The sequence below is a fragment of the Kutzneria chonburiensis genome, from assembly GCF_028622115.1.
Lineage (GTDB): Bacteria > Actinomycetota > Actinomycetes > Mycobacteriales > Pseudonocardiaceae > Kutzneria > Kutzneria chonburiensis.
Window position 1 is genome coordinate 8851166 of record NZ_CP097263.1, and the last position, 20541, is coordinate 8871706.

At 69.6% G+C, this 20541-nt stretch carries 18 protein-coding genes; 13 read left to right on the forward strand and 5 right to left on the reverse strand.

Features of this window, described 5'->3' with window-relative positions; all coding sequences use genetic code 11:
• Window positions 1-135: 135 nt before the first annotated feature.
• On the forward strand, window positions 136-771 hold the full coding sequence (locus M3Q35_RS41100) for a TetR/AcrR family transcriptional regulator (protein WP_273937979.1): 636 nt from the start codon (window positions 136-138) through the stop codon (window positions 769-771).
• Here M3Q35_RS41100 and M3Q35_RS41105 read toward each other — a convergent pair.
• Complete coding sequence (locus M3Q35_RS41105) at window positions 756-1709, reverse strand: amidohydrolase family protein (RefSeq protein ID WP_273937980.1); 954 nt, start codon at window positions 1707-1709, stop codon at window positions 756-758. The two genes, M3Q35_RS41100 and M3Q35_RS41105, sit on opposite strands and share 16 nt — an antisense overlap.
• A 45-nt stretch (window positions 1710-1754) precedes the next feature.
• Between M3Q35_RS41105 and M3Q35_RS41110 the strand changes: the two genes are divergently transcribed.
• Entirely contained in the window at window positions 1755-2222 is a 468-nt protein-coding gene (locus M3Q35_RS41110; protein WP_273937981.1) for a Uma2 family endonuclease, read from the forward strand.
• On the opposite strand, the gene M3Q35_RS41115 is transcribed toward M3Q35_RS41110, so the two are convergent.
• A complete protein-coding gene (locus tag M3Q35_RS41115) occupies window positions 2219-3154 on the reverse strand; it encodes an amidohydrolase family protein (protein ID WP_273937982.1) in 936 nt (311 codons plus the stop codon). The genes M3Q35_RS41110 and M3Q35_RS41115 overlap by 4 nt on opposite strands.
• A 93-nt stretch (window positions 3155-3247) precedes the next feature.
• Here M3Q35_RS41115 and M3Q35_RS41120 point away from each other — a divergent pair, with 93 nt between their 5' ends.
• The 11 genes from M3Q35_RS41120 to M3Q35_RS41170 all read left to right on the forward strand — a co-directional run bounded on the left by M3Q35_RS41120 (window position 3248) and on the right by M3Q35_RS41170 (window position 17505).
• Complete coding sequence (locus tag M3Q35_RS41120; protein ID WP_273937983.1) at window positions 3248-5296, forward strand: prolyl oligopeptidase family serine peptidase; 2049 nt, start codon at window positions 3248-3250, stop codon at window positions 5294-5296.
• Between the two features lie 344 nt (window positions 5297-5640).
• Window positions 5641-8493, forward strand: a complete 2853-nt coding sequence (locus M3Q35_RS41125; RefSeq protein ID WP_273937984.1) for an AfsR/SARP family transcriptional regulator — start codon at window positions 5641-5643, stop codon at window positions 8491-8493.
• Between the two features lie 100 nt (window positions 8494-8593).
• Entirely contained in the window at window positions 8594-9193 is a 600-nt protein-coding gene (locus M3Q35_RS41130; protein ID WP_273937985.1) for a hypothetical protein, read from the forward strand.
• Between the two features lie 14 nt (window positions 9194-9207).
• On the forward strand, window positions 9208-10233 hold the full coding sequence (locus tag M3Q35_RS41135) for a 3-oxoacyl-ACP synthase III family protein (protein WP_273937986.1): 1026 nt from the start codon (window positions 9208-9210) through the stop codon (window positions 10231-10233).
• A gap of 8 nt (window positions 10234-10241) precedes the next feature.
• Window positions 10242-12074, forward strand: coding sequence for an HAD-IIIC family phosphatase (locus M3Q35_RS41140; protein ID WP_273937987.1), 1833 nt, complete (start codon window positions 10242-10244; stop codon window positions 12072-12074).
• The gene (locus M3Q35_RS41145) at window positions 12071-12301 is read left to right on the forward strand and encodes an acyl carrier protein (protein ID WP_273937988.1); all 231 of its coding nucleotides are present in this window, start codon (window positions 12071-12073) and stop codon (window positions 12299-12301) included. Before M3Q35_RS41140 ends, M3Q35_RS41145 begins: the two co-directional genes overlap by 4 nt.
• A 32-nt stretch (window positions 12302-12333) precedes the next feature.
• On the forward strand, window positions 12334-13788 hold the full coding sequence (locus M3Q35_RS41150) for a DHA2 family efflux MFS transporter permease subunit (protein WP_273937989.1): 1455 nt from the start codon (window positions 12334-12336) through the stop codon (window positions 13786-13788).
• A gap of 32 nt (window positions 13789-13820) precedes the next feature.
• The gene (locus M3Q35_RS41155) at window positions 13821-14999 is read left to right on the forward strand and encodes an acyl-CoA dehydrogenase family protein (RefSeq protein WP_273937990.1); all 1179 of its coding nucleotides are present in this window, start codon (window positions 13821-13823) and stop codon (window positions 14997-14999) included.
• A gap of 14 nt (window positions 15000-15013) precedes the next feature.
• A complete protein-coding gene (locus M3Q35_RS41160) occupies window positions 15014-15433 on the forward strand; it encodes a VOC family protein (RefSeq protein ID WP_273937991.1) in 420 nt (139 codons plus the stop codon).
• Window positions 15434-15435: 2 nt separating this feature from the next.
• Window positions 15436-16122 (forward strand): class I SAM-dependent methyltransferase, encoded by a 687-nt coding sequence (locus M3Q35_RS41165; protein ID WP_273937992.1) that lies wholly within the window; start codon window positions 15436-15438, stop codon window positions 16120-16122.
• 33 nt (window positions 16123-16155) lie between these two features.
• Complete coding sequence (locus M3Q35_RS41170) at window positions 16156-17505, forward strand: FAD-binding oxidoreductase (RefSeq protein ID WP_273937993.1); 1350 nt, start codon at window positions 16156-16158, stop codon at window positions 17503-17505.
• Window positions 17506-17605: 100 nt separating this feature from the next.
• On the opposite strand, the gene M3Q35_RS41175 is transcribed toward M3Q35_RS41170, so the two are convergent.
• The 3 genes from M3Q35_RS41175 to M3Q35_RS41185 form a co-directional block, all read right to left on the reverse strand.
• Window positions 17606-18457 (reverse strand): NAD(P)H-binding protein, encoded by an 852-nt coding sequence (locus M3Q35_RS41175; RefSeq protein WP_273937994.1) that lies wholly within the window; start codon window positions 18455-18457, stop codon window positions 17606-17608.
• A 65-nt stretch (window positions 18458-18522) separates the two neighbouring features.
• Complete coding sequence (locus tag M3Q35_RS41180) at window positions 18523-19455, reverse strand: alpha/beta hydrolase fold domain-containing protein (protein ID WP_273937995.1); 933 nt, start codon at window positions 19453-19455, stop codon at window positions 18523-18525.
• Between the two features lie 22 nt (window positions 19456-19477).
• Complete coding sequence (locus M3Q35_RS41185) at window positions 19478-20530, reverse strand: aldo/keto reductase (protein WP_273937996.1); 1053 nt, start codon at window positions 20528-20530, stop codon at window positions 19478-19480.
• Window positions 20531-20541: the final 11 nt, after the last annotated feature.

Here is a 20541-nt window from a genome sequence, read left to right on the forward strand (position 1 = left end):
TGACCCGCCCAGCGTGCAACATCATCGTCCAGCGTGCCATCGAGCATGCCACTGCGGCAGCGGCCAAACGAGCCGCCAGCGGTGCCGGCGGTGTTCACCCGTATCACCAACTGTACTGAGTGGTACAGTCACGGGATGAGCGATGCGGGACGGACGGCCCCGTCGGGGGCAAGGGCGGACGGCAAGCGCAAGGCCATCGTGGAGGCCGCGCTGCGGGCCTTTCTCGACGAGGGCTTCGACGTCAGCATGGACCGGATCGCCTCGGCGGCCGGCGTCTCCAAGGTCACCGTCTACAACCACTTCGACAGCAAGGAGAACCTGTTCCGGGCGGTGGTGTCCGGGCAGCTGCACGAGGTGCTGTCGGTGGTGGAGCAGATCGTCGAGTCCCGGCTCGGCGACTCCGACGACGTGCGCGGCGAGCTGCTCAAGGCCTGCCGGGCCTGGGTGGCCGCGCTCACGCTGCCCGACATGATGGCGCTGCGCACCCTGGTCGTCGCCGAGTCCAAGCGGTTCCCCGAGCTGGGGGAGACTTGGCTGGAGAGCGGCCCGACGCGGCTGCACGCGGTGTTCGCGACCGCGATGACCCGGCTGGGCCAGCGCGGCGTGCTGGACATTCCCGACGTGGAGCTGGCGGTTCTCCAGCTCTCCGGCCTCGTGCTCTCGCCCAACCTGGTGTACGGCGCGTACGGCCAGAGCCCGGGCAAGAAGCTGGCGGACCGCCTTGTCGTCGCCGGCGTGGACATGTTCCTGGCGTACTACGGCATCGACTGAAGTCGACCGGCCAGCCGGGGCAGCAGTCGCAGCGCGTTGTCCCGGCCGATGGCCGTCTTCTCGGCGTCCGTCCACTCCGGACTCTCGGCCAGTCCGGCGACGGTCTCCTCGGTTGTGGCGGCCGGCATGAACGGGAAGTCGCTGCCGAAAAGCACGTTCGCCGGATCGGCGAAGGCGGCCAGCGAGGGCAGCGTGTACCTGTTGGCCGACATGGCGATGTCGAAGTGCAGCCGGCGCAGCGAGGCCAGCACGTCCCTCGGCGCGCGTTCGGCCAGGTAGGCGCCGATGGTCGGGCCGTAGGTCAACCGGTTGGCCAGGAACGGAATCGTGCCGCCGGCGTGCGAGAGGATCAGCTTCAGCTCGGGCAGCCGGTCGAGAACCCCGTTGAACAGCAGGCTGGCCGCGGCCCGGGTGGTCTCGAAGGTGAATTCGTACAGCGACGGCGGCAGGTCGAACGTGGCCAGGTCCTTGAGTTCCGGCGTGGCCGGGTGGACGTGCACCGCCAGCCCGCGCTCGGCGATCTCCGCCAGCAGCGGTTCGAACTCCGGCTCACCGAGATACCGGTTGTCGTAGGCCGTCAACACTCCCACGCCGTCCAGGCCGAGCTCGTTGATCGCGTACGCCAGCTCTTCGCGGGCGGCGTTCACGTCCGGCAGCGGCAGAATGGCGAACGCGCCGAACCGGTCCGACAGCAGCGAGGCGAAGTACTCGTTCACTTCCCTGGCCAGCCTTCGCGTCCGCGCCGGATCACCGCCGAAGTGCACCCCCGGCGCCGTGATCGACAGCACCGCCGCGTCGATCCCGTTGTCGTCCATCAGCTGCCGGCTCAGTTCCGGTTCCCAGGTCGGGTAGTCGACCCCGGGAATCGGCGTGCTGCCGCGTAAGGCTACGGCGTAGCGCGGCGGGATGGCGTGATGGTGCACGTCGATGAAGCCCATGTCGGAGCCTTCCGCTAGCTGTACCGAAGAGGACAAAGCAAGACCGTGTTCGACGACTGCCCGCGGACGCGGCTTGGTCAGGCCCACCTGCGAGCGACCAACCGCCTCGTTCACCGGCTCAACCAGGAACTTCCCATCCGCCTCGAAGCCTTTGCCGCGCCCGATGTCGTTGTCGGGCCGGCCGTGACCCACGTCCCGGACGTCGTCGTGACGGCCAGCGAGTGGCGGGACGAGCGGCGGCTGGCCGTCGACGAGGTGCTGCTGGCCGTGGAGATCATCTCGCCGGGTAGCTGGCGGGAGGATCTGATCGTGAAGCCGGTGGAGTACGCCGAGGCCGGCATCCCGCACCTGTGGATCATCAGCCTGGCCGACGGCCCGGTGACCCTCGCGTCCTACCAGCTGGTGGAAGGCGATCGGCACTACCGGCAGCAGCGGCCGTTGACCGGCGTCGTCGACATCGATCTCCCCTGGCTGCTGAGCCTCGACCTCGACGCCCTGACCGCGCCGCGTTAGAAGCCGAACAGGGCCTGGGCGTTGGTGTCGAGGATCTCGGCGGCCTCGCCGGCGTCGAGCTCGCGGGTGATGTAGTCGATGGCGGCCTGGTACTCGGCGTGGGCCTGGTACGGGAAGTCGGTGCCGAGCACGAGGCGGTCGGCGCCGAAGGTGTCGACGGCGGCGCGCAGGGCGGGGGCGTGGTTGTGGCCGACGGTGTCGAACCACATCCGCCGGGCGGCGAGGCTGGGGAGCTCGGGGGTGCCGGGCGCCTCCCAAGGGACCTGGTGGTCGGTGCGGGTGAGCACCATGGGCAGTGCGCCGCCGAGGTGGGAAGCGATGATCTTCATGTTGGGGTAGCGGCTGGGGATGCCGGCCAGGATGAGGTGCATGACGGCCACGGTGTCCTCGATGGGGGCGCCGATGGACCACGTGAGGTTGTGCCCGGCGATGAGCTCGGCCCCGGCGCCCTCGCCGGCGGGGTGCACGTAGAGCACGCTGCCGCGGCGGTTGAGCTCCTCGTACAAAGGCTCGAACAGGGGGTCGCCGAGGCCGCGACCGAGGATGGACGTGGTGACGGCGGCGCCGACCATGCCGAGGTCGTCGAGGGAACGGGTGAGCTCCTTGAGCGAGGCGTCGACGTGCGGCAACGGCAGGGCGGCGAAGGAGCGGAACCGCTCGGGGTACTTGGCCACGATGCCGGCGTACTCGTCGTTGACCAGCTGGGCGGCCCGCACGGCGCCGGCCTCGTCGGCCACGTGCGGCGAAACGGGTGGCACGGACAGCACTTGACGGTCCACACCGGCGGCGTCGAGCTGGGCGAACCGGTCGGCCAGCTCGGCCTCGGTCGACCCGGCCCCGGTGCCGCGCTGGGCCTGCGTGGGCACGCCGAGCTCGGTCATCAGGTCCAGGTAGCTCTCGCTCCACAGGTGGGCGTGCACGTCGATGCGCATCTCAGGCCTCCGTTCAAATGAACTGTGCCGTACAGTTCACTTACGTGGTTGACGGTACGCTCAACGGCAGTGCTGTCAAGTGGGGGAGCAGACGTGACTGACGCTCGCGTGGACACGGTGGTCGACACCGTATTCGGACACCGGCTGGCCGACCCGTACCGGTGGATGGAAGAGGGGGCGGAGCTGCGCGAATGGGCGCTGGCCCAGGGGGCGAAGACCGCCGAGCACCTGGCCGGCCTGCCGCTCCAGCAGGAGCTGCGAGCCCGCATGGACGAGGTCACCAGCGACACGGTCGAGGTCACGGGCTTCGCGATGGCCGGCGACCGCGTGTTCTTCCTGCGCCAGACCGGCGCCGTGCCGGTGCTCGTGGTCCGTGAGGGCGACGAGGAGCGAGTGCTGCTCGACCCGGCCACGATCGAGGGCGACGAGCACACCACGCTCGAGTTCTTCGCCCCGAGCCCGGACGGCCGGCTGGTCGTCTGCGGCCTGGCCCAGGGCGGCTCGGAGCAGTGCCACGTGCACGTGCTGGATGTGGCCACCGGCGAGCTCACACCGACCGAGATCAGGCATTCGTTGCATGGCCACCCGGAGTGGCTGCCCGACAGCTCAGGCTTCTTCTGCCACCGCTACTCGACGCCGGACCCGGCAGTGCCGCCCGGTCGCCGCCGTGACGACAGCGCCACCTGGTTCCAGCCGCTCGGCGGCGAGCCGACGATCGCCCTGCGGCGCGGGCACAATCCGACGCTGCCGATGGAGCCGGTCGACCGCCCGTACATGCTGCTGCCCAAGGACTCCGAGCTGGTGTTCGCGCTGGTCTCGCACTCGGCGTCGAGCGGATCGACCACCGAGGAGCTGACCGCTTTCTCCTTGTACGCCACCGAGCGGGCCGGCCTGGCCGACCTCACGTCCTGCCCGTGGCGCAAGATCATCGACCGGACCGATGAGGCCAGCGCGTACGCGATCCACGGCGACACGATCTACGTTGTCACCCACAAGGATGCCCCGCGCAGCGAGGTGCAGGCGTGGTCGCTGACCGACGGCACGCGCCGGACCGTGGTGCCCGGCGGCGACCGGTCCGTGATCGGTGTCAAGGTCATCGGCGACCATCTGGTGATCCGCGACATTGAAGCCGGAACCGCCCGCATGCGGCGAATGTCGTTGAACACCAACGAGATCGAGGACGTTCCGCTGCCGGAAGGCGGCATGGTCGCCCAGTGGACGGCCCACCCCGACGGCAAGTCGGCACTGATCGTCTTCAGCTCCTGGACCCGGTCGGCCACCGCCTACCGCTACGACGGCGAGCTGCACGACACCGGCTGGATCCCGAAGTCCACAGTGGACTTCTCCGGCATCGAGATCACCCAGCTGCGCGCACCGGCCCGTGACGGCGTGCTGATCCCGATGACTGTGTTGCACCGCAAGGGAATCTTGCTCGACGGCAGCAACCCGACCATGATGAGCGGCTACGGCTCGTACGGCATCCTGCTGCGCCGTGCGTTCAATCCCCGGCTGCTGCCGTGGCTGGAGCGCGGCGGCGTGTACGCGCTGGCCGGCATTCGCGGCGGCGGTGAGTACGGCGAGGAGTGGCACCAGGCCGGCCGTCTGCTCAACAAGGAAAACACCATCACCGACTTCGTCGACTGCGCCGAGCACCTGATCAACACCGGCTACACCAGCTCGCGGCGGCTGGCCGGCCACGGTGGCAGCGCCGGCGGCATTCCGACCGGCGGCGCGCTGGTGCGTCGGCCGGACCTGTTCGCGGCCATGGTGTCCGAGGTGGCCGTGTTCAACTGCACCCGCAAGGAGTTCAGTGCGAACGGGCCGGTCAACGCGCCGGAGTTCGGCTCGGTGAGTACCGAGGACGGCCTGCGGGCGCTGCTGATCATCGACAGCTACCTGCGCGTCGTGGACGGCACCGAGTACCCGGCCGTGCTGCTCACCGCCGGTCTGAACGATCCTCGGGTGGCGGCGTGGCAGCCGGCCAAGATGGCGGCTCGGCTCCAGGCGGCGACCTCCTCGGACCGGCCGGTGCTGCTGCGGGTCGAGGAGCACGGCGGGCACGGTCTCGGGTCGACCCGGGCCCAGCGCAATGGCGTCATGGCCGACATCTTCGCGTTCCTCGCGACCGAACTCGAGCTTTAGTGGAATTCACCTCAAGAGTGGCAGCCTCGATTATCCAGGCCCGGTCGAGACATATCGGCGGCTCGTCGCTGAGCGTATCGGATCGTGCCGTGAAAAGTGCGGCCACCGGCCGCTGTAAACGAGGAAAACGCGAAGGTTGCGGCCATATTCGCAGGTAATCGGGCTGCGTAGCGTCACGTCGGACCCCGCCACGAACACCGTTCGTGGTGCGGGCCCGCGGCGTGACACCCCGCTGTCCGCTGTGGCATCCTTTCTCGTAGCCGCAGGTGATGGGCTATGTCCGGACACAAATCCGGGATGTTCCATCCTTCCGCTGAAAGGGTGGATCTGGGGGAGGAAACGGTATGGGCGTGCAGCTGCTCGGCCCGCTCGAGTTGGTGGTCGACCGTCGACCGGTGGACATCGGAAGTCCGCGCCAGCGCGTCGTGCTGGCCATGCTCGCGCTGAACGCCAATCGGGTGACGACCGTCGACCAGCTCATCGACGCGGTCTGGGACGACGCGCCGCCGGCCTCGGCGCGCAGCCAGATCCAGATCTGTGTTTCGGCGCTGCGCAAGCTGATGAGCCCGGAGTTCACCATCACCACCCGGCCGCCGGGCTACCTGCTGGAGATCGACCGGGCCGAGCTGGACAGCGAGCGGTTCACCCGGAAAGTGGCCGCGGCCAAGCAATTGGCCGAGGACGGAGAGCTGACCGAGGCGGCCGACGCCCTGCGAGCGGCGCTGGCGCTGTGGCGCGGCCCGGCGCTGGCCGGCGTGGACAGCGACGTCGTGCAGCGCGACGCGGCCCGCCTCCAGGAGCGGAAACTCCTGGCCGAGGAGGAAAGGCTCCGCATCGAGCTGGCGCTGGGCCGGCACGAGCAGATCACCGGCGAGCTCAAGGCCCTGATCGACGACCAGCCGTTCCGTGAGCGCCCGTACGCCTTCCTCATGCTGGCCCTGTACCGCGCCGGTCGGCAGACCGAGGCACTCGAGGTCGGCCGGCGGGTCCGGGCCACGCTGATCGAGGAGGTCGGCATCGAGCCCGGCCAGGAGCTTCAGGACCTGGAGCGAGCCATCCTCAACCGCGACCCGGTGCTGCTGCTACCAACTCCCGCCGTGGTGGCGTCGCCGAAGGCGACGGTGACCCCGCGCCGCACCGCCGACCCGGCCATCCCGCGCCTGCTGCCGGCCGGCATCGCCGACTTCACCAGCCGCGAGGACACGGTCGCCGAGATCAAGCAGGTGCTGGCCGACGGCGACGACGTGGCGCTGCGCATCGTGGCCATCTCCGGCATGGGCGGCGTCGGCAAGTCCAGCCTGGCGATCCGGGCCGCGCACGAGCTCAGCGACACCTTTGTCGACGGTCATCTGTATGCCGACCTGCGGCCGACCGGGGCCGACGAGGACACCGCCGCGCTGCTGGCCCGGTTCCTGCGGGCGCTGGGCGTGGCCGGCTCGGCCATCCCGGACGGGCTGGCCGAGCGGGTGGAGATGTACCGCAGCAAGGTGTTCGGCAAGCGGCTGCTGGTCGTGCTGGACGACGTGACCAGCGAGCCGCAGATCCGGCCGCTGCTGCCGGGCAGCCCGACCTGCGCGGTGATCGTCACCAGCCGCACCCGGCTGTCTGAACTGTCCGGTGCACATCGCGTCGACCTCGACCTGTTCGACGAGGAGCAGTCGCTGCGCATGCTGTCCCGCATCGTCGGGTCCGAGCGCATCGACGCCGAGCCGGAGCACGCCCGCGAGCTGGTCAACTTCTGCGGCCGGCTACCGCTGGCGCTGCGTATTGCCGGCGCGCGGCTGGCGTCCCGCCCGCACTGGCGGGTGGTCAGCCTGACCCGGCGGCTGCGCAGCGAGGCACACCGGCTGGACGAGTTGACGCATCGCGGCCTGGTGCTGCGCACCAACATCGGGCTCACGTACCGCAGCCTGTCCCGTAGCGCCCAGCAGCTGTTCCGGCGGTTCGCGCTGGTCCAGGCGCCGGACTTCCCGGGCTGGGCGGCGGCCGCGCTGCTGGACACCGACCTGTTCGAGGCCGAGGACATCCTGGAGACGCTGGTCGACGCCCAGATGCTCGACACCGTGCTGTACCCGGGCGAACAGTTGCCGCGCTACCGGTTCCACGACCTGATCCGGGTGTACGCCGCGGAACAGCTGTTGGCGGTGGAGAGCGCCCAGGAGCGGGAAGACGCGCTCGGGCGGCTGCTCGGCGCCTGGCTGGCGCTGGCCGAGCAGGCGCACCGCATGGAGTACGGCGGCGATTTCACCGTGCTGCACGGCGATGCGCCGCGTTGGACGCCGCCGGGCGAGGCCGAGATCATCGACAACGTCGTGACGTGGTGGGAAACCGAGCGCCGGTCGCTGGTCGCGGCGATCAAGCAGGCCGCGGCGGCCGGGCTGGACGAAGTCAGCTGGGACCTCGCGCACACCGCCGTCACCCTGTTCGAGACCAAGGGCTACTTCGACGACTGGCGCGAGACCACCCAGCTGGCGCTGGAACTGGTGGAGCGCAAGGGAAACGATCGCGGCCGCGCGGCGATGCTGTACTCGCTGGGCACGTTGCACATGTCGCAGCAACGATTGGACGAGGCCGACGCGTGCTTCACCACGGCGCTCGGCCTCTTCGACGCCGTCGGCGACGTGCACGGGCGGGCCATGGCCCTGCGCAACATGGCCTACGTCGACCGCATGTCCGGGCGGCTCGACCGGATCCGGGCCAAGTACACCGAGTCTCTTGAACTGATGCGTTCAGTTGGCGACCGGGTCGGCGAGGCCCACGTGCTGTGCAACCTGGCCCGGATCCACGTGGACGACGGTGACCTGGACGGTGCCCGTGAGCGGCTGGAGCTGGCGTTGCGGATCAGCCAGCAGGTGCGCTGCCTGCGCATGGAGGCGCAGGTCCTCAAGCAGTTCTCGACGCTGTACGGGCACACCGAGGACTTCGAGCTGGCCCGGCAGATGCTGCACCGGGTGCTGCGCATCGTGCGGGACGTGGGCGACTGGATCGGCGAGGCGCACGCCCTGTACAGCCTTGGCCTCGTCCGGCACGGAGAGGGGCGGCTCGACCTGGCCGAAACCACGCTCCAGCATGCCTTGACCGCGTCTCGACGTGCGGCGCAGGAAAAGCTGGAGACTGAGGTGGTGCACGCACTGGAGCGGCTCGCAGCGGCCATGAGCGATCGTCCCGAGGCGATAACCGCAGCTCAGGGCACGTGATAGTCACGCGATAGCGATCGCACAGCGCGTCCTTCCAGAGTCGTGGCCATAGATCCCTGGTTCCAGCGGGGAGGGCCTCGGCAAGGGGAGGAACCCAGTCATGTCGCACCGACTCTGCACGTCGCCGCACTGCTCCGTGCAGCCGCGCCACGCGGCGCCCGGCCGGAACCTGTGCACGCCCTGCCGTGACCAGCTGGCCGACGTGCTGACCGTGCTGGCCGACCACTACGACGAGTGCGCGCACGAGCTGCGGCTGGGCTGGCGGCGCAGCGGGGAGCGGGTGCGCGGCGGCATGATCGGCGGCATCCGCCTGTCCGACGCCATCCTGGACGTGCGGGCCGACATCCTGTCCATCCTCACCAGCTGGACCGCGATGACCGTGCACGAGCGGGGCCTGCCGGCGCCGAGCCGGGACGTGCACGCGATGACCGCGGTGCTGCGCCGCAACATCGACTGGCTGGCCGCGCATCCCGCGGCCGGCGACTTCGCCGACGAGATGACCGACCTGCTGGCCTGCGCCCGCGAGGTGGTCAACCCGGACCGCGCGCCGCTGCTGCACCTCGGCCCGTGCCCGCAGCCGGGCTGCGAGCGGCCGGTGCACGCGACCGTGCAGACCAAGGACCGCACCTCGCGGCCGGTGATCAGCTGCGCCGCCGGCCACACCTATGACGCCGACCAGTGGCGCGCGCTCGCGGCCTGAGAGGGGAGACCGTTATGACCATTGTGGACATGGGGATCGCCGGTTTCGGCCTCGCGTTCGGGCGGGACCAGAGCGTGGCCGACACCGCGCCGCACTACGTGCCGGACCCGGAGCGGGTGCTGAAGTGGGGCTGTCACACCTATCACCGCGCCGACGACGACGTGCACGCCACCGATCTGGCCGCGGCCGCCGCCGAGGAGGCGATGGCCCAGGTTTCCGTTACGCCGGACCAGGTCGACCTGGTCGTGCTGGCCATGTCGGAGATGCCGGAGTACGCGCACTACGACAGCGCCGCCGCGCTGGCCCGCAAGCTGAAGATCGAACGCACGCAGACGTTGCTGCTCAACGAAGGCTGCGGTTCGGGGATCACCGGCCTGTACTACGTCGCCTCGTCCATGGTGATGCAGCCGGAGATCCAGACCGCGCTTTTTGTTGCCGTGAACCGGGTCGGGGAGTTCCACCGGAACCGGATGAACGTCAACAACTCCGTGCACAGCGACGGGGCGGTGGCGACTCTGGTGCGGCGTGGGCATTCCTCGTACCGGTGGCTGGCCACCGAACAGTTCACCGACCCGGAGTACTGCGACCTGCTGCGCACCGACTTCGGCGGGACGCGCTTCCCGACGCCGCCGGACGGGCGGTTCGGCGTCGACACGCCGTCCGGCTACGAGAAGATCCACGAGCACTTCGACCGGGACCCGCGTCGGCTGCGCAAGTTCCTGACCCAGCGCAACGAGCGGATCCTGGAGATGATCGACCGGGGCTGCGAGCGGGCCGGCATCAGCCGGTCCGACGTCGACCACGTCATCTACGTCAACGACAGCGAGCAGGCCATCGCCGCCATCGCCGACCCGCTGGGCATCCCGCCGGAGCGGACCAACGCAGCGATGTCCCCGGCGCACGGTCACATGGGAGCGGCCGACCAGCTGGTGTCGTTGGCGCTCAAGGCTCGTGGTGACGAGCTCAAGCCGGGGGAGATCGTCGCGCTGTGCGGCATGTCGACCGGAATGCACTGGTGCGCAACGCTCATCCAGGTCTAGGGGGACCGATGGAACTGCTCGACACGCTACGCGAAGCCGTCCGCGACGGCCGCGCACCGGACGCGGCCACCCGGGCCGCGCTGGCGCAGGTGACCGATCCGGCGGTGCTGCGGCGCGCCGGGAAGACGTTGGCCGGCTTGGGATCCGAGGTGTCGGGGTTGCGGCCGTTCCGGGTGGCGGTGCTGTGCACCGGCACGATCGGCCCGTACGAGCCGATCCTGCGGGCCACGCTGGTCGCCGCCGGCCTGCTGCCGAGCATCGAGCCCGGCCGCTACAAGATGTTCGAGATGTCGTTGGGCTCGGCCGAGTTCGGCGATCCGGATCTGGTGTCGTGCCTGCTGGACGAGTCGTACTTCCTGCCGTCACAGTGGTCGGCCACCGACATCGAGGGCCTTGGCGAGTACGTGGCGCAACGGCTGGTGTCATTGAGGTCCACTTTGGACGCCGCGACGGACCGTTCACCGGCGACGATCCTGTTGCACACGCTGCCGTTGCCCGGCACCATTCGGGACGCGGTGATCAGCTGGCGGGACCGGGCCCGGCTGAGCCGGATCTGGCACCAGCTCAATGGGGAACTGCTCGCCCTGGTCGACCAGAATCCGCAGGTCGCGGTGCTGGACCTGGTGAGTGTGCTGGGCGACAAGGCCGTCGCGGCCCGCGACGACCGGCTGCACCGCTACGGTGACCTGCCGTTCAGCGACGGGGCACTGGCCCTGATCGCCGACCAGACCCGGCGGTTCGCCCAGGCCAAGTCCGGCCTGTCGCGCAAGGTGCTGGCGCTGGACCTGGACAACACGTTGTGGGGCGGGGTGATCGGGGAGGTGGGTGCGCAGGGCGTGCAGCTCGGCGGCCTCTACCCGGGCAACTGCTACCGGCAGCTCCAGGAAACCGTGGCCACGCTGCGGGATCAGGGCGTGGTGCTGGTGCTGGCCAGCAAGAACGACGCCGACCTGGTGGACCGGACACTGGCCGAGCACCCGGAGGCGGAGCTGCGGCCGGAGGCGTTCTCGGCGCGGATGGTGAACTGGCAGCCCAAGGCGGCCAACCTCGCTACCGCGGCGGACACCCTCGGCTTGGCGGTTGGCTCGTTCGTGTTCATGGACGACTCGCCGTTCGAACGCGGCCAGGTCGCGTCGGAGCTGCCGGAAGTCGCGATCCTTTCTGCTGAAGGCGATCCGGCGCATCACGTGAGGACATTGGTCGAACACGGGTGGTTCGACGTGCTGGAGCTGACCGACACCGACCGCAAGCGGCCGGAGCTGTACCGGACGAAGGCGCTGCGCGCCGACTTCTCGTCCTCGTTCGGCTCGCCGGCCGACTACCTGCGGGCGCTGGACATCGAGCTCACGCCGGCCGAGGCGACCGAGTTCACCGTGGCCCGGATCGCGCAACTTGCCGGTCGTACCAACCAGTTCAACCTGACCGGCATCCGCTATGACGAAGCGACGACGGCTGCGCAGAGCGTCAGCCCGGACCACCTGGTGGCGTCCTTCTCGGTGCGCGACCGGTTCGGTGACGAAGGCGTGGTCGGCGCGGTGTGGGTGGACTGCGGCCCGGATGTCTGGGCCGTGACCAACCTTGTGCTCAGCTGCCGCGTGCTCGGACGTGACGTGGAAATCGCGCTGGCCGCGTGGATCGCGGCCAGGGCGCAGGCGGCCGGTGCGTCCATTGTGGAGGGACGGTTCGTGCCGTCCGGCCGCAACGGGGTGGCCGCCGATTTCTGGACCCGTGCGGGCTTTCACCGCACCGACAACGACGAGATCTTCCGGCTCGGTGTGGGCGACACCGTGCCCGCGCCGGACTGGGTCTCGATTTCCGAGAGGAGCGAAGTTCACTCATGACCACCTCGACCTCCGTCGAGCAGACCGTGCTCGACGTGCTCAGCCAGATTCTCGACACCACCGCCGACGAGCTGCGCGCACAACCGGCGCTGGCCAGCCACGACTGGGACAGCTTCAGCTCCCTGGAAGCGCTGGCCCAGCTGGAGTCTGCCCTCGGCGTCCGTTTCGACCTGCGGACGTTCAATGCAGCGGTCACCGTCCACGACGTGATCGCGCTAGCTGCTTGATTCTGTTCTAGCCAAACCGAAAGAGGCGTGACATGTCAGTCACGAAGACCACCAATCCGTGGACCGCGCTGGCGGCCCTGTGCGTCGGCTTCTTCCTGATCATGATGGACACCACCATCGTGAACGTCGCGATCCCCGACATGCTGGCCGACCTGAACGCGGACCTGAACGGGATCACCTGGGTCAACAGCGTCTACCTGCTGGCCTACGCGGTGCCGCTGCTGGTCGCCGGCAGACTGGGCGACCAGCTGGGCCGCAAGCGGGTGTTCGTGGCCGGCATGGCGGTGTTCACCGCGGCCTCGCTGTGGTGCGGCCTCTCGACGGGCGTCGGCATGCTGGTGGCGGCGCGGGCCGTGCAGGGTCTCGGCGCCGCCATCATGGCCCCGCAGACCATGGCGTTCATCGGCATTCTGTTCCCGGCCGAGCGGCGCGGGGCGGCGCTGGGCGCCTGGGGCGCGGTGGCCGGCGCGGCCACGACCGCGGGCCCGCTGCTCGGCGGGTTCCTGGTCAGCAGCCTGGACTGGCACTCGATCTTCCTGGTCAACGTGCCGATCGGCATCGGCGGCATCGTCGCCGCGCTGCGGCTGCTGCCCGGTCAGCAGGAGAAGCGTTCCCACCGGTTCGACTTCCTCGGGACCGTCCTGTGTGGACTCGGCTTGCTGGCGCTGGTGTTCGGTCTCCAGAACGGGGCCCAGTACCACTGGGGAACGGTCGTCGGACCGTTCACCGTGCCCGAGTTCATCGGTGTCGGCGTGCTGCTGTTGGTGGCTTTCGTGTTCTGGCAGCACAAGAACACAGCCGAGCCGCTGATGCCGCTGGGGCTGTTCCGCTACCGCAACTTCAACGCCGCGGTGGTGGCCACCACCACGATCTGCTTCTCCCTCATGGGTTTCTACCTGCCGCTCACGCTGCTGTTGCAGTCCGTGCTGTTGCAGACACCATGGCAGGCCGGCTTGTTGATGGTGCCGATCGCGGTCGGGGCCGGTGTGATGGGGCCGATCGCCGGCACGCTGTCCGACAAGATCAGCGGCAAGTGGGTGGTGCTGACCGGGTTCGTGCTGTTCGCGGTGGGCATCACCATGATCGCGCTGACCGCTTCACCGGGTGCGAACCTGGTGGTGCTGGTGGTTGCCCTGGCCATCTGCGGTATCGCCACCGGTATCGCGTTCGCGCCGATCGCCAACGTGGCCACCGGTGACCTGCCGCCGCAGCTGATGGGCGCGGCTTCCGGCGTGTTCAACCTGACCCGTCAGGTCGGCAGCGTCGTCGGCACGGCACTGGTCAGCGTGCTCCTCCAGGCCGAACTGGCCGGTGCACCGACAACGGATGTGGCGGCACGGCAAGGACTTGCGCACGCGGTCGGCAGCTCGCTGCTGCTGCCGGTGGCGGTGCTGGTCGTCGGATCGCTGGCCTGCCTGGCGATGACCGCCCGCAAGAAGGTCGAAGTTGTTGTGCCGACCCAAATCCCGGCGAAGGCCTCCGCCTGACGCCGATCCCGACTCCACGGAGGCCGATCGCCATGACACGTCAACTGTTGCCACCAACCGAGACCGTGCCCAGCAGCGAAGATCTGATCGCCCGCGCCGAGGCGCTGCGCGAGCAGCTGTGGGCGGACGCGCCGGAAGCCGACCGCACGCGGCGGCTCACCGACGCGGCCGTGGACGCCGTCACCGCCGCCGGGTTGAACCGGCTGATGACACCGCGACGGTTCGGCGGCTACGAGACCGACGTCCGGACGGTGCTCGACGTGAGCATCCAGATCGGCAAGGGCTGCGGCAACTCGGCCTGGGTCAACGCCGTGCACAACAGCGGCAACTTCGTGGTCGGTATGTTCCCGGACCAGGCAAGGGAAGACGTGTGGGGCGACAACCCCGACGCCCGCACGTCCATGGTGCTGGTCGCGCCGTCGGCCACCGTGGAGCCGGCCGACGGCGGGCTGGTCGTCACCGGCAAGTGGGGCTTCGCCTCGGGTTCGCTGCACGCCGAGTGGATCCTCGTGCTGGCCGGACAACCCGACTCGCAGCTACTGCTGATCCCGTTGTCGGACTTGACGATCGACGACACCTGGCACGTCGCCGGCATGCGCGGCACGGGTTCCAACACGGTGGTCGCGGACCGGGTTTTCGTGCCGCAGCACCGAGCTGTGCCCTACCGGCCGATCCTGGACGGGCAGCTCCCGGTGGTCCGCGAGGACGAGCCCCTGTACCGCACCACGCTGTCCGGTGTGCTCCAGGTGTTTCTGCTCGGCGGCATGATCGGCGAGGCGTCGGCGGCGCTGGACTTCGTGCTGGACAAGGCACCCAACCGGGCGATCGCGTCCTCCACGTACGCCAGTCAGTCCGATTCCGTGCCGTTCCAGGTGTTGGTCGCCGAGGCGGCGGCGCTGATCGACACCGCCCGGCTGCACGCCACCCGCGCCGCCGACACGATCGACGCCCGTAGGCCGCTGGATGTGCCCACCAGGGCCCGGATGCGGATGGACGCCGCGTGGACCGTGCAGAAGTGTCGCGAGGCCGTCGATCTGCTGATGACCGCGCACGGGACTTCGGCCTTCGCGGAATTCAATCCGCTGCAACGGATCTGGCGGGACCTGGGCGTCGGCAGCCGCCACGGCGGCTTCGGCGGCCAGATCCCGCAGGAGGTCTACGGCAAGGCACTGCTCGGGCTGGACCCGCGGCAGGCCAGCTACCTGCTCTGATCGGAGGTGACACGATGATCGTGCGCATCGACCACGTCGGCTTCGCCACCGACGACCCCGCCGGCCTGGCCGGTCTGATGACCGACCTCGGCCTCGGCCTGACCGACGAGGGCACCGCCGACGAGTACGGCGTGGCCTGCGAGTTCTGGTGCGACCCCAAGGGAACCGCGCTGGAGCTGGTCAGCCCGACCCGGGACGACTCGGCCATCGCCGGCCGGCTGGCCGGTGCCGGCCCCGGCCTGTACCACCTCGCCCTCGAGGTCGACGACCTCGAGTCCGAAATGGACCGTCTGCGCGGCGCCGGCCTGCTCCAGGTCGACCGGCAGCCGTGCCAGGGCGCCCGCCCCGGCATGCGGGTGGCCTTCCTCTACGCCAGGCGACCGGCGGGACTGCTGGTCGAGCTCGTCCAATACCCCGCTACCACGAGGAGCTGACCATGACCACGCAGTACGACTTCGCCCGCGCCGACTTCAACTCCGTCTACCTGGGCGGCCAGCTCATCGAGGGCGCCGGCATCACCCGCGTGCCGTGGGACATCGAGGCCGAGCAGCCCGCGGTCGTCGACTTCCACAAGCTCGGCCGGTTCCGCGGCGAGATCCTCGACGTCGGCTGCGGTCTCGGCGACAACGCGATCTACCTGGCCCGCCTCGGCCACAAGGTGACCGCGATCGACGCCGCGTCGGCCGCCATCGAGCAGGCCCGGGTGCGGGCCGCCGGCCTGGACATCGAGTGGGCCGTCACCGACGCCACCGACCTGTCGGAGTACACCGGTAGGTTCGACACCGTGCTGGACAGCGCCCTCTACCACACCCTGGATGCCGTCAACCGCAAGCTGTACGTGGCGGCCATCCACCGGGCCACCGCGCCCGGGGCCCGGCTCAACCTGCTGTCCTTCGCCGCCGTGCCCGGCGGCATGCCCGAGCCGCTGGCTGTCGCCGAGCAGACTTTGCGCGACGACCTGGCCGAGGCCGGCTGGAAGATCACCTCGCTCGGGCAGACCCGGTTCGCCGGCGCCACCGAGGCCGTGATCGGCTTCCTGAACAAGGTCGGGGCCGAGCCGGTGTTCGACTCGCTCGGCCGGGTGACCTTGCCCGTGTGGACCGTGCAGGCCGACCGCGCCTGAGCTATCGCTTATCCAGAAAGGAAACCACTGCCGATGAGGGAACTCGCCGACCACGTGCGGGGCCCGGTGTTCCAGCGCGGGCAGGACGGGTACGACGACGAGCGCGCCGGCTTCCAGACCGCGTTCCACCACTCGCCCGAGGTGATCATCGGCGCGCTGGACGCCGAGGATGTGCAGGCGGCCGTGCGCTACGCGGCGGCCAACGGCAAGTCGGTCGCGGTGCAGTCCACCGGGCACGGCGTGTCCGTGCTGGCCGACGACGGCGTGCTGATCACCACCAAGCGGCTGGACAGCGTGCGGATCGATCCGAAGTCGCGGACCGCGGTCATCGGCGCCGGCGCCAAGTGGGCGCAGGTGGTCGAGAAGTCCGAGCCGCACGGCTTGGTGCCGGTGAGCGGCTCCGCCGGTCACGTCGGGGTCGTCGGCTACACGCTGGCCGGCGGTCTCGGGCTGCTCGGCCGGGAATTCGGTTACATGGCCGACTGGGTTCGCTCGGTCGACGTCGTGACGGCCGACGGCTCGCTGCGCCACGTGACCGCCGCGACCGACCCGGACCTGTTCTGGGCGTTGCGCGGCGGCCGGGACAACTTCGGTGTGGTGACATCGATCGAGGTCGAGCTCCAGCCGGTCAACGGCATCTACGGCGGCGGGTTGTACTTCGACTTCGCCGACGCGCCAAGGGTGTTGGAGTTCTTCCGGTCGTGGACCGCCGATCTGCCCGACACGATGACGTCCTCGCTGGGCACGATGGGCTACCCGCCGCTGCCGGTCTTCCCGGAGCCGTTGCGGGGCAAGCACATCGTGCACATCCGCTTCGCCACCACCGACAAGGAAGCCGGCCCGGCGCTGGTCGCCCCGTGGCTGGACGTCGCGCCGGTGCTGTTCAACCACCTGGGCGAGATCGCCTACAAGGACGGAGGTTCCGTCTACCGGGAGCCCAACTTCGCCCACTCCTACGACGGCAACAGCGTGCTGCTGTCGGAGCTCCCGACCGAGGCCCTGGACGCCATCCGGGAACTCGCGGGTCCGTCGGCCGAGGTCCCGGTGATCGTCGACCTCCGCCATCTCGGCGGCGCGCTGTCCCGTCAGCCCGAGGTACCCAACGCGGTGTCCTTCCGGCAGGCCAAGTACATCCTCCGGCTACTGTCTCCTTTGGACGGTCTGGACCTGGATGTCGTACGGGCCACGCACGACAAGGTCTACCGCGTCGTCGAGCCGTGGACGCTGGGCCGCTCGCTCAACTTCACCTACGGCGAGCGGGGTGCGACGGAGTTCATCGAGTCCATGTACGACAAGGCCACCTTCGAGCGGCTCCGTGAGCTCAAGGCGGTCTACGACCCGGGCAACCTGTTCCGCCGCAACCACAACATCGCGCCGGCCTAACACCACCCCCGCGAGTCCCGCTTAGCGTCACACCGAACTGCGTGAATCTGTTTCACGCAGTTCGGTGTGACTGTGGGCGGGACTCGCGGGGGTCACTCGTCTACTGGAAGGCATCCAGGTGCTCTTGCGCCCATTGGCCGATGGTCCGGGCCGGCTTGTCCGTCACGCGCTGCACGGTGTCGTGCACCGGCAAAGCGGAAGCCGGATCGGCCGCGGTCTCGGACCAGTCGCGCAGCAGGTCGGCGGCGATGCCGGGACGGAGGAACCTGCCCACGGAGTCCCGCCATTGGTCGGCGGTCAGCTCATCGAAGGTGATCTCCTCGCCCAACGCGGCGCTCAAGGCCTGCGACTGCTCGATCTGCGACACCTGAGCAGGTCCGGTGAGCATGTACCGCGCGCCAGCATGGCCGGGCTCCAGCAAGGCGGCGGTGGCCACATCGGCGATGTCGGCCTCGTGAATCGCCGGGCAGGTGGCGGCGGCGTAAGGCGCATGGACAACCCGTTCGGATTTGATCGACCGGGACCACCACAGCATGTTGGTCATGAACGGCCCGGGACGCAGCATGGTCCACTCGAGCCCGGCCGCCTCGACGGCGGCCTCGGCCTCGACGTACTGGGCGTACGTCCAGGATTCGCGGTCACGCAAGGAAAGCCCGGCCGTCCAAGCACCGGAGAGAAACACCACCGTACGCAGGCCGGCCTCCCGAGCCAGCTGTGCGATGGCCGGCACGACGTCCAGCACCGGGAACAGGTACAGGGCCTCGACACCGTCCAGCGCCCGCCGGACGGCGTCGAGATCGGTCATGTCGCCGGGCACGACGTCGACGTCCGCCGGCAGCTGTGCCTCCGCCGGCCGGCGGACCAGGGCCCGGACCGACGTCCCGGCCTCAAGCGCGTTGCTCACGATGTGCCGGCCGATGTTGCCGGCCGCCCCAGTCACCAGAATCGCCACGGAGCCCAGGCTAGGAACGAAAACCCCGGCGGCGGAGCGCAGTCCAGCCAGGCTCGACCGAAGCCTCAGTGGGCGGCGAGGTAGGCGTGCTGCGCGGCCAGCTCCCGGGTGGCGACGGTCAGCGGGAAAGCCGTGAAACCGTGCACGGCCTCGGCGACAACCTCCAGCTCACAGGGATTCCCGGCGGCCCGCCACCGTGCGGCCATGAACAGGGAGTCGTCGAGCAGCGGATCCCGCGTGCCGACGACGAACCGGGCGGCCGGCAGGTCGTGCAGGTCGGCGTAGAGCGGGGAGATGTCGGGGGAGTGCAGCTCGGCCTCGGACAGCCCGGGATAGGACTGGGCCCGGAACCACTGTTCCGACAAGGTTCCGGTGACCAGGTTCTGCTCGCCGAACGCCCGGGCGCTGGGTGTCAACGCCATATCGTATACACCATACGAGAGATGGGCGGCGCTGAAGGCCCGGTGCTGCCCGGACTCCCGCAACCCGAGCAGCACCTGCACCGCCAGCTCGGCACCGGCCGACTCCCCGCCGAGCAGCAACCGGGACGTGCCGAATTCGGCCTCCGACGCGGAAATCAGCCACTTCGCCGCGTCCAGGCAGTCGTGGACGGCGGCCGGGTGGGGGTTTTCCGGGGCCAGCCGGTAGTCGACGGACACCACGGCCAGCGAGGTGTCGACAGCCATGGCCCACAGGCGGACGTCCTGGTTGCGGGCGGAGCCGAGGACCCGCCCGCCAGGGTGCATATGCAGGTAGACGCCGCGAATGTCGGCCGGCTTGAAGACCCGCACGGAGACATCGCCGTCGCGACCGGGGACCACGCGATCCGCGCCTTCGTCGAGCACCTTCGGCGGCGGGAAGACGCCGAAACCGGCCCGGAGCTGGGCGATGTCCTCGACCTGATACACCCCGGGCACCGGTGCCAGCGTCTCGGCCAGCCGCTGGTTGAACGCGATGGTCTCCTCGGCCACGTCCTGGCCGGTGGTCACGATCGACATCGGGCCAGTATTGCCGAAGCAGTCACGCCACCGGTGGGTACGGGCGGATCACCTGCTCGGGTGAGCCCAGCACGCTCCACAGCACCCCGGCCCCGATCTCGTGCGGCACGCCAAGCGAAGGCGCGCTCACCTCGTCCAGCCGCGAGGCTTGGTCCGGGGTCAGCGTGACCTTCAGTGCGGCGAGATAGTCATCCAGTTGAGCGACGGTGCGCGGCCCGATGACCGGCACGAACGGAGTGCTAGCACTGCTAGCTCGATGCCGCAGCCAGGCCATGGCCACCTGAGCAGCGGAAACGTCCAGCTCAGCGGCTGTAGCGAGCACGGCGTCCACCACCGTGGTCTTCTGCGAAGTGCTCTCGGTGTGCACGGCCCGCTGCCAGTCGGTCAGCCGCCCCTGCTCGCCGACGCGGTACTTGCCGGTCAGCAGCCCGCCGCCCAACGGCGACCACAACGCCGCCCCCAGGCCCAGGGCGTCGGCCATCGGCAGCAGGTCACGTTCGGCGGTGCGCTCGACCAGGCTGTACTCGAACTGCACGGCCACCACCGGCGCCCAGCCCCGCAGCTCGGCGATGGTCACGCCACGTGACACCCGCCAGGCCGGGAAGTTGGACAGCCCCACGTGCAGCACCTTGCCCGCCCGCACCAGGTCGTCGAACGCCGCCAGCACCTCCTGCATCGGGGTCAGCGGATCGGCGAAATGGGCCCAGTACAGGTCCAGATGATCGGTGCCGAGCCGGCGCAGGCTGCCTTCCACCGACAGCCGCATGGCACGGCGGCTGTTGCCGGTGTCGAACACGCTGGGTTTGGCCGACGGGCTGCACGTGTACTTGGACGCCAGCACGAAATGGTCGCGGTCGGCGGCCAGGAATTGGCCGAGGTACTCCTCGGCCTCGCCGAAGTTGTAGCAGTCGGCGGTGTCGATCAGCGTCCCGCCGGCCTCGGCGAACCGGTCGAACACCTGCTTGGCCTGCTCACGGGAGGCGCCGCCGCCCCAGGCGTGGCCGAAGTTGGCGGTCCCCAACGCGTATTCGGAGACACGCAGGCCGGTGTGCCGGCCAAGAGCGGTGTAGCGCATGTGCGAAACTC

Coding starts and splice junctions, on each gene's coding strand:
- M3Q35_RS41100 (WP_273937979.1), top strand. CDS start 136: ATGAGCGATGCGGGACGGACGGCCCCGTCGGGGGCAAGGGCGGACGGC.
- M3Q35_RS41105 (WP_273937980.1), bottom strand. CDS start 1,709: ATGGGCTTCATCGACGTGCACCATCACGCCATCCCGCCGCGCTACGCC.
- M3Q35_RS41115 (WP_273937982.1), bottom strand. CDS start 3,154: ATGCGCATCGACGTGCACGCCCACCTGTGGAGCGAGAGCTACCTGGAC.
- M3Q35_RS41125 (WP_273937984.1), top strand. CDS start 5,641: ATGGGCGTGCAGCTGCTCGGCCCGCTCGAGTTGGTGGTCGACCGTCGA.
- M3Q35_RS41130 (WP_273937985.1), top strand. CDS start 8,594: ATGTCGCACCGACTCTGCACGTCGCCGCACTGCTCCGTGCAGCCGCGC.
- M3Q35_RS41135 (WP_273937986.1), top strand. CDS start 9,208: ATGACCATTGTGGACATGGGGATCGCCGGTTTCGGCCTCGCGTTCGGG.
- M3Q35_RS41140 (WP_273937987.1), top strand. CDS start 10,242: ATGGAACTGCTCGACACGCTACGCGAAGCCGTCCGCGACGGCCGCGCA.
- M3Q35_RS41145 (WP_273937988.1), top strand. CDS start 12,071: ATGACCACCTCGACCTCCGTCGAGCAGACCGTGCTCGACGTGCTCAGC.
- M3Q35_RS41150 (WP_273937989.1), top strand. CDS start 12,334: ATGTCAGTCACGAAGACCACCAATCCGTGGACCGCGCTGGCGGCCCTG.
- M3Q35_RS41155 (WP_273937990.1), top strand. CDS start 13,821: ATGACACGTCAACTGTTGCCACCAACCGAGACCGTGCCCAGCAGCGAA.
- M3Q35_RS41160 (WP_273937991.1), top strand. CDS start 15,014: ATGATCGTGCGCATCGACCACGTCGGCTTCGCCACCGACGACCCCGCC.
- M3Q35_RS41165 (WP_273937992.1), top strand. CDS start 15,436: ATGACCACGCAGTACGACTTCGCCCGCGCCGACTTCAACTCCGTCTAC.
- M3Q35_RS41170 (WP_273937993.1), top strand. CDS start 16,156: ATGAGGGAACTCGCCGACCACGTGCGGGGCCCGGTGTTCCAGCGCGGG.
- M3Q35_RS41180 (WP_273937995.1), bottom strand. CDS start 19,455: ATGTCGATCGTGACCACCGGCCAGGACGTGGCCGAGGAGACCATCGCG.
- M3Q35_RS41185 (WP_273937996.1), bottom strand. CDS start 20,530: ATGCGCTACACCGCTCTTGGCCGGCACACCGGCCTGCGTGTCTCCGAA.